Genomic DNA, 11,975 nt, shown 5'->3' with positions numbered 1-11,975 from the left:
AGTGGGCCACCCGTCAGTGACTGTTCGAGCCCACTGCTGAACTCGAATCATCCTTGGCACGAATCAGTTTCGATGCGATGAACTGGCCGAGGTCGGAAACGGCGTCTGCGGCTTCCTTCACCAGTGACGCCTGTGCGTGAGCCACGTGCCACAGTCGCGCGTACTCCACCAGGGACACGTCGACGCCGGCAGCGGAGAGCTTGTCGGTGAACGTCATGATCTGCGGGTAGAGGACTTCCTCGGAACCGACGTGAATCCTGGTGGGCGGCAACCCGTCGAGCTTGCCGTGCATCGGCGCGTAGCCAGGATCAGTACGGTCGCCTCCGGCAAGGTAGGCGTCAGCGGCGTCGAAGGACCACGCTGTGTTGACCACCAGGTCGGCCTTTTTGGTGGCACCCCGATCGCCGGGATCGACCCACGGTGAGATCAGTGCAAGCGCGCCGGGGGTCACGCCGTGACGCTCGATCAGACGGATAGCGGTCGCCGCGGCCAGGCCGCCACCGGCCGAATCGCCGGCGATGGCAACGCGGTCTTCCGAATAGTCGAACTCGGTGACCAACTGCATGAAGGCTGAGACCGCGTCGTCGAGAGCGGCGGGATACGGATTCTCCGGCGCGAGACGGTAGTCCAAGGTGAAGACCGCACTGGACGACTCACGGGCGAGATGAGCTGCGAGAGAACGGTGTGTGGACAGCGAACCCAGCGTGTACGCCCCGCCATGCAGGTAGAGAACTGCGGTGGGGCGCTCGGTTGCGCCGACGGTGATCTTCTCTGCCGGTCGGCAAGCCAGCTCCAACGGGCGCACGACGGCGCCCGCTGGAACCTGCTGTAGCGGTGCCCCGGCCTCGAGCAACAGACGTTGAATCCGATACGGCAGCCGCGAGTTGAAAGCCAGACGGAAGTACGGCTTCAACAAGAATGCGACCACGGGCAGCGGAAGGGTGAACGTGCTCACCGGCAGGGCTCCTGACTCTTTATGCGAACTGCGCTGTGAAACGAACTGCGCTGTGAAACGAACTCAGCTGGACTTGGGCATCATTCGGCCGGCGACGATCGCGACGATGCGCTGGTAGCCCGATCCTACGAGGCGAACCCAGGCGTCGAGTGCGATTGCGTCCATCCCGATGAGAACTCGCGGCTTGCTCTTGCGAACACCGTTGACGATCGTCTTGGCGGCGTCCTCCGGTGTGGTGCGTGCGAGCTTGCGGTCGAAGAACTCGGAGAAGACCGCAAGATCTTCACCCGGGCCTGCGGTGGCGTTGCGTGCGATGGCCGTCTTGATTCCGCCCGGGTGCACACAGGTCACCTTCACCGGGTGCTTGGCGATCAGCATTTCCTGGCGAAGCGACTCGGTGAAACCGCGAACGGCGAACTTGGCCGAGTTGTATGCGCTCTGACCCGGCATCGACAGCAGACCGAAGAGGCTCGACACGTTCACGATGTGCCCGTCACCGGAGGCGATGACGTGGGGAAGGAATGCCTTGGTGCCGTTGACAACTCCCCAGAAGTCTACGTCCATGACACGTTCGAAGTCCTTGAACTCGGACTTCTCGAAGGTGCCGTGGTAGGCGATTCCGGCGTTGTTGTAGATCTGGTTGACCTTGCCGAAATGGGCGACAACCGCGTCGGCGTACTCGAGAACCGCTTCGCGCTGGGTGACGTCGAGATGGTCCGACTTCACCTCGGCGCCGATGGCTTCCACCAGACGCGTTGTCTCGGCGAGCCCGATGGTGTCCACGTCGGAGATTGCCAACTTGGCGCCCTGGCCGGCCAGGTTCAGTGCTAGTGCGCGACCGATGCCCGATCCCGCTCCGGTGATGACTACGACCTTGCCTGCAAAATCACTCATTGTGCTACTGCCTTCTCGTCGTCGAGGTCGATCTGTGAAGTGGTCGCGGTACCGACGGCGCCAAGATCCGAGGTGGCGACGCTGCGGTATGCCGCGAGGTCGAAATGCTTGGTGGCATTGCGGAACTGGAAGGTGAAGCCAGGCCACAGGGTGGTGTTGTTTCCGTGCTTGTCCATGTACCAGCTGGCGCAACCGCCGTTGTTCCACACGCTCTTGGACATAGCTGCCTGCAGGTCCTTGTTGTACTTGTCCTGCTTGTCCTTGCGCACCTCGATGGTGCCGATGTCGTACTTGTCGATGGTGGCGATCGCGTCGACCAGGTAGTTGATCTGCGACTCGATCATGAAGACCATCGATGAATGTCCGAGGCCGGTGTTGGGTCCGACGAGGAAGAACATGTTGGGGAAGTTGGCAACTGCCGCGCCCTTGTATCCCTGCATGCCGGTCTCTTCGAAGACCTCGGCGAGCGAGCGTCCGTCCTTGCCGAAGATTCCCGCGAAGGTGGGGGAGTCGGTGACGTGGAATCCGGTCGCCACGACGATGGCATCGATCTCACGCGTGGTGCCGGTCTTCGAAACGATCCCGTTGGCGGTGACCTCCTCGATGCCTTCGGTCACCAGGTCGACATTGTCCTGGGCGAGGGTGGGGAAGTAGTTGTTCGAGATCAGCATGCGCTTGCAGCCGATCTGGAAGTTGGGCATGACCTTCTTGCGAAGATCCTCGTCCTTGATCTGGGCCTTCAGGTGACGCTCGGCGGCGAACTGCAACGGCTTCATGAAGACCGGCGCCTTGGCCAGGCCGACGACCTGCGTCTCTCGCATCCAGTAGATACCGGTGCGGCACAACTTCTGGAAGCCGGGGAGGTACTTGAACGCGAGGTGCTCGATCTTGGTGTACTCGCGGTCTGCGCGGGGCAGGATCCACGGCGCCGTGCGCTGGTACACGTCGAGATGCGAGACCTTCTTGCCGATGGCCGGCACGATCTGGATGGCCGAGGCGCCGGTTCCGATGACGGCCACACGCTTGCCGGTCAGATCGGCGTCGTGGTTCCAACGCGAGGAGTGGAAGATCTCGCCCTTGAAGCCGTCGATGCCCTTGATGTCCGGAAGTGAAGGCTCACACAATGCGCCGACGGCCGAGACGACGATCTTTGCGACGAATTCGCCCTTGTTGGTGCTGACGTGCCACCGAGCAGACGCCTCGTCCCAGCGTGCGGAGAGAACATCGCAGTCGAAGATGTGCTTGTCGAGCACCTTGTGGCGGTTGGCCACCGACTGGATGTACTTGTAGATCTCGGGCTGAGTGGAGAAGGAGCGCGTCCACTCCGGATTGAGTGCAAAAGAGTACGAGTACAAATGCGACGGCACGTCACACGCGGCGCCCGGGTAGCTGTTGTCACGCCAGGTTCCGCCGACGTCGTTGCCGCGCTCGAGAACGACGTAGTCCGTGATGCCGGCCTGTGCCAGTTTGATCGCCGCACCGAGACCGGCGAAACCACTGCCGATGATCAGTGTGCCGACGTGGCGAGTATCCGCGGCAGGTGCTGAGGTATCTGTAACTGGAAGACTCATGTAGGGAACGATATGCCTTTATTGAGTCACGGTCAATAGCTTATTGACGAATATTCAGTAGTCTATTGGGCATGGACGCAGTAAAGCGAACGCGGCTCGACCCTGCGCAACGCCGAGCGCAACTCATCGACCTCGGGGCGCGGATGCTGGCCGAACGGCCGCTCGAACAGATTTCCGTCGAGGACATCGCCGATCAGGCTGGTGTCTCGCGGGGGCTTCTGTTCCACTACTTCGCGTCGAAAAGCGAGTTCCATCTGGCGATCGTCCGACACAGCAGTGAACAGATGCTCCAGCGCACCGAGCCGAGCGAGTCGGACGATCCGATGCTCACCCTCCGCTCGGTGCTGGCGTCGTACGTCGACTACGTGACCGAGAACCGCAATACCTACGTCTCGCTGCTCCGGGGGACCGCCAGCGGGGATCCGCAGATGCGTGAGGTGTTCGAGCAGACTCGCGACATCATGGCCAAGAGAACCCTCGATCAGCTCCCGAAGATCGGCCTGACTCGAACACCTCAGGTGGAGTTGGCCGTTCGCGGTTGGATCGCGTTTGTCGAGGAAGCCACCATCAGTTGGCTCCGAGCGCCCGCCATCACCCGCGAGGAACTGATCGACCTGACGGTTCAGTCGTTACCTGCGTTGGCACTGGCCGCCGTCGGCTTCGATGCCGGGCCGGATCTGGGTCTGCTGCAATCGAATTGACGTGAACGCAGAAAGGCCGGGCCCCACACTCCTTGCGGAATGTGGGGCCCGGCCCTTGTCAAATTACAGAGATCAGTTGGTCGGCAGGAACGCCTCGTCCAAGATCTCCTGCTGCTCCACCGCGTGGACCTTGCTCGATCCCGAAGAGGGAGCGGACATCGGACGACGCGAGATGCGCTTGATACCGGTCAAGGTCTCCGGCAGAAGGTCCGGCAGAGCCAGCCCGAGGAACGGCCACGCACCCTGGTTTGCGGGCTCTTCCTGGACCCAACGGAACTGATCCGCATTCGGGTAACGGTCCAGGGTCTCCTTGAGGCGACGCTTCGGCACGGGGTAGAGCTGCTCCATGCGCACGATGGCGATGTCGTCACGCTCGTCCTTGTGCTTCTTCGCCAGGAGTTCCCAGTACAGCTTGCCGCTGACCAGCAGAACCCGCTTGACCGATTCGCGTGCGCTTTCGCCGCTCTCGTATGCCGGCTCCTCGAAGACCGAACGGAACTTGCCCGTCGTGAAGTCCTCGACGTTGCTGACGGCAGCCTTGTTACGCAGCATCGACTTGGGCGTGAAAACCACCAGCGGACGGCGGATGCCGTCGAGGTGATGGCGACGCAGCAGGTGGAAGTAGCTGGCCGGAGTCGACGGAACCGCAACGGTCATCGAGCCTTCTGCACACAGCTGAAGGAAACGCTCGATGCGACCGGAGGTGTGGTCCGGACCCTGACCCTCGTGACCGTGCGGCAGGAGCAGCACGACGTCGGAGAGCTGACCCCACTTGGCCTCACCCGAAGAGATGAACTCGTCGATGATGGTCTGCGCGCCGTTGACGAAGTCACCGAACTGCGCTTCCCACAGGACCAGAGCGTCGGGGTTACCGACCGAGTAGCCGTACTCGAAGCCCAGACCTGCGTACTCGGTGAGTGCGGAGTCGTAGACCATGAACTTGCCGCCGTTTTCGGCGTCGGCAGCGATCTTGGCGATCGGGCTGTACTCGTTGCCGGTCTTGCGGTCGATGAGGACCGAGTGACGCTGCGTGAACGTTCCTCGCTTGGAGTCCTGACCCGCGAGGCGGATCAAGGCACCCTGCTCGGCCAACGAGCCGAACGCGAGCAATTCTGCGAACGCCCAGTCGACATGTCCCTCACGGGCCATCTCGCGGCGCTTCTCGGCAACCGGCTTGACGCGCGGGTGAACGGTGAAGCCGTCGGGGACGTTGACGAACGCATCACCGATGCGCTCGAGGACCTCGGGAGCGACAGCCGTGGTCAGGCGAGCCGGGGGAGTCTGGTCGAGTTCGACGGACTCGGACGGTTCGGGCTGGAACTTCTCGAGTTCACGGACCTCGTTGAAGACCCGTTCGAGCTGGCCCTGGTAGTCGCGAAGTGCGTCTTCGGCTTCCTTGAGCGAGATGTCACCGCGGCCGATGAGGGACTCGGTGTAGCTCTTACGAACGCTGCGCTTGGTGTCGATGACGTCGTACATGGCCGGCTGGGTCATCGACGGGTCGTCGCCCTCGTTGTGACCGCGACGGCGGTAGCAGATGAGGTCGATGACAACGTCCTTGCCGAACTTCTCACGGAAGTCGACGGCCAGCTGAGCAACCCAGACGCAAGCCTCGGGGTCGTCGCCGTTGACGTGGAAGACCGGTGCGGCGATCATCTTCGCGACGTCGGTGCAGTACTCGGACGAGCGTGAATGTTCCGGAGCGGTGGTGAAGCCGACCTGGTTGTTCACGACGATGTGCACGGTGCCACCGGTGCGGTAACCGCGAAGCAGCGAGAGGTTGAGCGTCTCGGCGACAACGCCCTGACCGGCGAATGCAGCGTCACCGTGCAGCATGAGCGGCAGGACGGTGAAGCCTTCTTCGCCCTTGTCGAGGATGTCCTGCTTGGCGCGGACCAGGCCTTCGAGAACCGGGTCGACGGCCTCGAGGTGCGACGGGTTTGCGGTCAAGGAGACAGCGATGTCGTTGTCACCGAACATCTGGATGTACGTTCCGCTGGCACCCAAGTGGTACTTCACGTCGCCGGAGCCGTGAGCGGCTGCCGGGTTCATGTTGCCCTCGAACTCCGTGAAGATCTTGGAGTACGGCTTGCCGACGATGTTGGCAAGCACGTTGAGACGGCCACGGTGCGGCATGCCGATGACGACCTCGTCGAGCTGGTGCTCGGCGGCCTGGTCGATCACGGCGTCCATCATCGGGATGACGGCTTCGGCGCCTTCGAGCGAGAAGCGCTTCTGGCCGACGTACTTGGTCTGCAGGAACGTCTCGAAGGCCTCGGCGGCGTTGAGCTTGCTCAGGATGTACTTCTGCTGAGCGACCGAAGGCTTGGCGTGATGGCCCTCGACGCGGTCCTGGATCCACTGACGCTGATCTGTCTCGAGGATGTGCGTGTACTCGACGCCGACGTGGCGGCAGTACGCGTCGCGCAGCACGCTCAACACGTCGCGCAGCTTCATCTTCTCTTGGCCGTGGAAGCCGCCGACCTTGAACTCACGGTCCAGATCCCACAGCGTCAGGCCGTGGCTGATGACGTCGAGGTCGGGGTGGCTGTGGAACTTGTCCTTGACGAACTGCAACGGGTCCGTGTCGGCCATGAGGTGGCCGCGGTCACGGTATGCAGCGATCAGTTCGAGAACGCGGGTGTTCTTGTCGACAGCGCCTTCCGGCACGTCCTTGCGCCACCGCACCGGCTCGTACGGGTTGCCGAGCGCGTGGAAGATCTCGTCGTAGAACTCGTCGCTGATCAGCAGGTTGTGGATCGTGCGCAGGAAATCGCCCGACTCGGCACCCTGGATGATGCGGTGATCGTAGGTCGAGGTGAGAGTCATCAACTTGCCGACGCCCATCTCGGCCAGCTTCTCGTCGCTGGCGCCCTGGAACTCGGCGGGGTATTCCATCGCGCCGGCGCCGATGATGGCGCCCTGGCCCTTCATCAGGCGAGGAACGGAGTGAACCGTGCCGATACCGCCCGGGTTGGTCAGCGAAATGGTGACGCCGGTGAAGTCTTCGCCGGTGAGCTTGCCTTCACGGGCGCGTCGGACGATGTCCTCGTATGCCGCGTGGAACTGGACGAAGTTCATCGACTCGGTGTTCCGGATGGCGGCAACTACCAGTGAGCGGTTGCCGTCCTTTCCGGGAAGGTCGATCGCGAGTCCGAGATTGGTGTGCTCGGGCGTGACCGCGTTCGGCTTGCCGTCGATTTCGGCGAAGTGCCGGTTCATGTTGGGGAACGCGTTGACTGCCTGGACGATCGCGTAACCCAAGAGGTGGGTGAACGAGATCTTGCCGCCGCGGGTACGCGCGAGGTGGTTGTTGATGACGATGCGGTTGTCGAACATCAGCTTCGCGGGGATGGCACGCACGCTGGTTGCAGTCGGGATCTCGAGCGAGAGCGACATGTTCTTGACGACTGCGGCTGCGGCGCCGCGGAGAACCTTGGTTTCCTCGGCTCCGCCGGCAGGGGCGGGCTTCGCAGTAGCGGCCGCGGGCTTGGCTGCTGCGGGCTGGGCCGGGGCGGCCTTGGCGGCGGGCGCTGCCGTCTTCGCGGGGGCCGGAGCGGCAGCCTTGGCAGCCGGCGCAGGAGGTGCGGTCTTGGGGGCGGGAGGCGTGGCCTTGGGAGCAGCAGGCGGAGCTACAACAGCGGCGGGTGCAGCCGCGTTGCCGTTCGAGGCAGTCCCGTTTCCACCTCCCGTGTTCGCCGAGTCCGGCGAGTAATCGGTCAAGAATTCGTGCCAACTGGGATCCACGGACGACGGATCGTCCTGGAAGCGTTGGTACATCTCGTCAACCAGCCACTGGTTCTGTCCGAATTGGGATGTAGAACTGCTGCTCACGGCAGGTGTTCGCCTCGTTTCTATTTCGGTACCCGATCAGAGCGCCTATATACATGAGATTAGCCCGAGCGTGTGACGAGCAATTGTGCGGCACACAATTTGTGAGCTGTCTCACGGAAGTCCGTGATCTTGCGATCGTGCACTACCTCTCGGCGGTACAAATCCGTGCCGACTGTCACGCGACGGGGTTGCCTTCGATGACAGTTCTCGACGTCAGATTATTCCCCTCACGCGCCTGCGATGCATCCCAGAGTCCCGAGTAGTGACCACCGGCATACCGCAGAACATCGTGCGGGCCGTATTCAACGATACGTCCCCGGTCAACTACGACAACGAGGTCCGCTCGGGCAGCTGTCGCGAGGCGGTGAGCTACGACGACGGAAGTCCGTTTCCGGGTGACCGACCGACTTGCTTCGAGCACCATTCGTTCGGTCGCGGGATCGAGCGTCGCGGTCGCCTCGTCGAGGAGCAGAAGGTCCGGGTCGACGAGTTCGGCACGGGCCAATGCGATCAGTTGGCGTTGGCCCGCCGAGAGCCCCTGGCCGCGCTCGCCGACGGGATGATTCATGCCTCCACGCATGTCGGCTATCGAATTCAGTGCGCCGACGGAACGTGCCGCTTCCTCGATCTCCGCGTGCGACGCCGACGGCCTGCCGTACGCGATGTTGTCGGCGACCGTGCCGGTGAACAGATGGGCTTCTTGTGGGACCACGCCGAGGCGACGTCGGTACTGCGAGAGGTGGAAGTTCCGGATGTCGGTTCCGTCCACGTCGACCGATCCGGACGTCGGGTCGTAGAAGCGGGCGAGCAACTTCACGACCGTCGACTTCCCGGCACCGGTTCGGCCGACCAGAGCGACGGTCGTGCCCGGCGGGATTTGCAGATCGAAATCGGAGAGGGCGTCGACGTCCGCACCCGAGTACCGGAACCCGACCCCGTCGAGATGGACGGCGCCGTCGAGTCGTCCGGAGATCGCGATCAAATCCTCGCTGTCGGCAGTCTCGATCGAACTGCGAGTGCGCAGCAGGTCGCCGATTCGTTGCAATCCGACGTTTGCCTGTTGGTAACCATCGAACACTTGTGAGAGTTGCTGAATCGGTCCGAACAGCAGACCGAGGTAGAGCACGAAAGCGATCAGTACGCCGGGCGAAGTCGATCCGTTGGCGATCTGGTGCGCACCGACGAACACGACCGCGGCCAACGCGAGGTCGGACAGGAACGAAATGAAAGGGAAGTAGATCGAAATGGCTCGCTGCGACCGCATCCGCGATCGGCGGTAGCTCTCGGAGCGTTCTGCGAACCTACGCGCCGCACCTTCTTCGCGGCGGTAGGCCTGAGCTGCTCGCAGACCGGCGATGTTCTCCTGGAAGTCGGCATTGACGAGCGAGATCCGTTCGCGGGACTGGCTGTAGGCAACCGAGGAGATCTTGCGGAAGATCACGGTCGCAACCACGAGCGGTGGGATGACGGCCAGCGCCACCAGGCCGAGCGTCACGTCGGTCGCCAGGAGGGCGATCGAAATTCCGCCGACGGTCAGGACGCTCACGATCGCCGTCGACATACCGGTTTGGATGAACGACGAGAGCGCGTCGACGTCGGTGGTCATACGCGTCATGATGCGGCCGGACAATTCCCGTTCGTAGTAGTCCAGACCCAGGCGCTGCAGGTGTGCATAGCTGCGTACGCGGAGCCCGAACAACACGCGTTCGCCGGCCCGGGCGGTGAGCACCGTCATGACCGCGACGACGACCCAGTCCGCTGCGACCAGGAGCGCGCCGAATGCCGTCGCTATCCAGAGCGTGCTGCTGTCCGCGGTCACGACTCCGTGGTCGATCGCGTATCTGACGAGGGAGGGAAATGCGATCGCCGCTGCGGAGTCCAGGGCAAGGCACACGACAACCGCCAGTAGAACCCAGCGGACCGGCCTCAAGATCTGTCGGAGTGAGAACTGTGGATTCGATTCGCGCAGGCTCTCAGGAGCAATTCCGGGGTCTTCGCGTGCGGGTGGGAGAGCGTCGACTGCTGCCCGCAGGGACGGCGTCACCGCGATTCCGCTGAGCGCTCCGGCCATCGGTCCGCCCGCACCCTGCGTCGTAGCGGCTGTGCTGGCGGCTTCGGATTCCGGCGCCTGCGGCCACAACTGCTCGGTTGTCGGCTCGCTGCGGTCACGTCCGAAAGCATCGGAGTCGACGTCGTCGAGTTCGGCCGGTAGTTCCGGCGGCGAGGAGAACAGGGCACGAAAGAGCGGACATCGCGCTTCCAGTTCGTCCACGGTTCCGGAGTCGATGATCCGTCCGCCGTCGAGAACCGCGACCCGGTCTGCGAGCGTCAGGGTGGACCGCCGGTGAGCGAGGATGAGCGTGGTCTGGCGCCGTCTGGCCCGGAACGCGTCGAAGATCGCGGCTTCGGTAGCCGCATCGACTGCGGAGGTCGCGTCGTCGAGGACCAGGATCCGTGGGTCGACGAGCAGTGCCCTGGCAAGTGCGATGCGCTGACGCTGGCCGCCCGACAGCGTCAGACCTCGTTCACCGACAACGGTGTCGTATCCGTCCGGGAGTGCCTCGATGAACGAATCTGCCTGTGCCAGTGCTGCTGCGTCGCGGATGTCCTCGTCGGAGGCGTCCTCGCGACCCAGTGCGATGTTGGCGGCAATGGTGTCCGAGAACAGGAAAGGTTCGTCGAAGACCAGGCTGACGGCGGCACGAAGCTGTTCTGTGCGCAGTTCGCCGATGGGGAACGTCTCGCCGGCGGTATCGACTGTCACCGCACCCGAAGTCGGTGCGTAGAACCGGGGGAGAAGCAAGGACAACGCGGTCTTGCCCGACGCGGCCGGCCCCACGACGGCGACGGTCTCGCCCGGTTCTATGCGGAGGTTCAGCCCGGTCAGGACGTCGCGTTCGGTGTCGAATCCGAATGCCACGTCGTCGAAGGTGACGCCGAGAGGACCGTCGGGCAGGTCCACCGGATGGTCTGGATCGGCGATGTCCGGCTGAGCGTTGATGACGTCGTAGACACGCTCGACAGCGGCGCGCGCCAGCTGCGCCATGACGATGACCGACGACAGAGTTCGGGTGACTCCGGTCATCGTCACGATGTAGGTGGCGAACGCGAGAAACGTTCCCACGGTGATCTTGTCGTGCAGTGCGAGATACCCGCCGAGAGCGATCACTCCCACCTGCCCGAGCTGGGGCAAAGCGGCCATGGTCGGCGCGAATTTCGCGTTCAACCACGCGGCGCGAAGACGCTCCGAATACAACGTGCGGCTGTGCTTTTCGAGTTGGTCGACGGCTCGTTGTTCCTGCCCGAATCCCTTGACGACGCGCACGCCCGTGACGGTTTCCTCGACATGTTGGGCGAGGTCGGCGGCCCGCTGCTGCGCGGACCATGTTGCGGCGAAGAGCATCGGTCGCATCAGGAACACCACCAGCCCTACTGCGGGGATGACGGCGACAGCGACGAGAGTCAACAGCGGCGAGAGCCACGCCATGATGCCGATCGCGAGCACGAATTGCAGGAGCGCACCCGCGGACATCGGCACCATCGCGAGCAAACCCTGGACGAGTTGTAAATCGGTGATGGACCGGGATACCACCTGGCCTGTGCGGATCTGATCCTGCCCGCGTCCGTCGAGGCGTTGCAGCGAGCCGAGCAGGGCGAGCCGCAAGTCGTGTTGAACATCGAGCGAGAGTCGGCCGGCAAGCATCCGTCGGCCGTACTGGCACGCGAAGCGGACGACCGCGAGCAGCGCGATCGCCAGCGCGACGAACCCGATCACCTTGCCTGGGTTCTCCTGGCTTGCGGCGTCGAGCGCATAGCGGGTCAGAAGAGGAAACGAGATGTCGATCGCCGAAGCGATGACGGTCACCAGAAGCGCGCCGATCGCAACTCTTCGGTGCAACCAGCATGCGTGGGCCAAGCGGCGGATCCAGCCCGGAGCTCGATCGACCTCTCCAGCTACCGGACTGTCCGTGTTGATCGTGTTCATCGAGATCCACGGTAGACCCGGCCCCAGACAGCTTT

General features: G+C 63.3%; 6 protein-coding genes. 1 reads left to right on the top strand and 5 read right to left on the bottom strand.

Annotation, left to right across the window (positions count from 1 at the left end; genetic code table 11):
• Window positions 1-13 precede the first annotated feature (13 nt).
• The 3 genes from A0W34_RS19860 to A0W34_RS19850 all read right to left on the bottom strand — a co-directional run bounded on the left by A0W34_RS19860 (window position 14) and on the right by A0W34_RS19850 (window position 3,420).
• Window positions 14-955, bottom strand: coding sequence for an alpha/beta hydrolase fold domain-containing protein (locus A0W34_RS19860; protein WP_007736126.1), 942 nt, complete (start codon window positions 953-955; stop codon window positions 14-16).
• A 63-nt stretch (window positions 956-1,018) separates the two neighbouring features.
• Window positions 1,019-1,849 carry an SDR family NAD(P)-dependent oxidoreductase gene (locus tag A0W34_RS19855; protein ID WP_007736128.1) on the bottom strand — a complete coding sequence of 277 codons (831 nt, stop codon included), beginning with the start codon at window positions 1,847-1,849 and terminating at the stop codon, window positions 1,019-1,021.
• The gene (locus tag A0W34_RS19850) at window positions 1,846-3,420 is read right to left on the bottom strand and encodes a flavin-containing monooxygenase (RefSeq protein ID WP_081558153.1); all 1,575 of its coding nucleotides are present in this window, start codon (window positions 3,418-3,420) and stop codon (window positions 1,846-1,848) included. Before A0W34_RS19850 ends, A0W34_RS19855 begins: the two co-directional genes overlap by 4 nt.
• Window positions 3,421-3,491: 71 nt before the next feature.
• Here A0W34_RS19850 and A0W34_RS19845 point away from each other — a divergent pair, with 71 nt between their 5' ends.
• Window positions 3,492-4,121 (top strand): TetR/AcrR family transcriptional regulator, encoded by a 630-nt coding sequence (locus A0W34_RS19845; RefSeq protein WP_007736130.1) that lies wholly within the window; start codon window positions 3,492-3,494, stop codon window positions 4,119-4,121.
• A 72-nt stretch (window positions 4,122-4,193) separates the two neighbouring features.
• Here A0W34_RS19845 and A0W34_RS19840 read toward each other — a convergent pair whose 3' ends face one another.
• Together A0W34_RS19840 and A0W34_RS19835 are read right to left on the bottom strand one after the other, a co-directional pair.
• Window positions 4,194-7,955 carry a multifunctional oxoglutarate decarboxylase/oxoglutarate dehydrogenase thiamine pyrophosphate-binding subunit/dihydrolipoyllysine-residue succinyltransferase subunit gene (locus tag A0W34_RS19840; RefSeq protein WP_047268983.1) on the bottom strand — a complete coding sequence of 1,254 codons (3,762 nt, stop codon included), beginning with the start codon at window positions 7,953-7,955 and terminating at the stop codon, window positions 4,194-4,196.
• A gap of 175 nt (window positions 7,956-8,130) precedes the next feature.
• Entirely contained in the window at window positions 8,131-11,940 is a 3,810-nt protein-coding gene (locus tag A0W34_RS19835; RefSeq protein ID WP_081558152.1) for an ABC transporter ATP-binding protein, read from the bottom strand.
• Window positions 11,941-11,975 lie beyond the last annotated feature (35 nt).

This window comes from Rhodococcus sp. BH4 (genome assembly GCF_002079265.1).
Classification (GTDB): domain Bacteria; phylum Actinomycetota; class Actinomycetes; order Mycobacteriales; family Mycobacteriaceae; genus Rhodococcus_F; species Rhodococcus_F qingshengii.
This window is presented reverse-complemented; position numbering and strand designations above follow the sequence as displayed.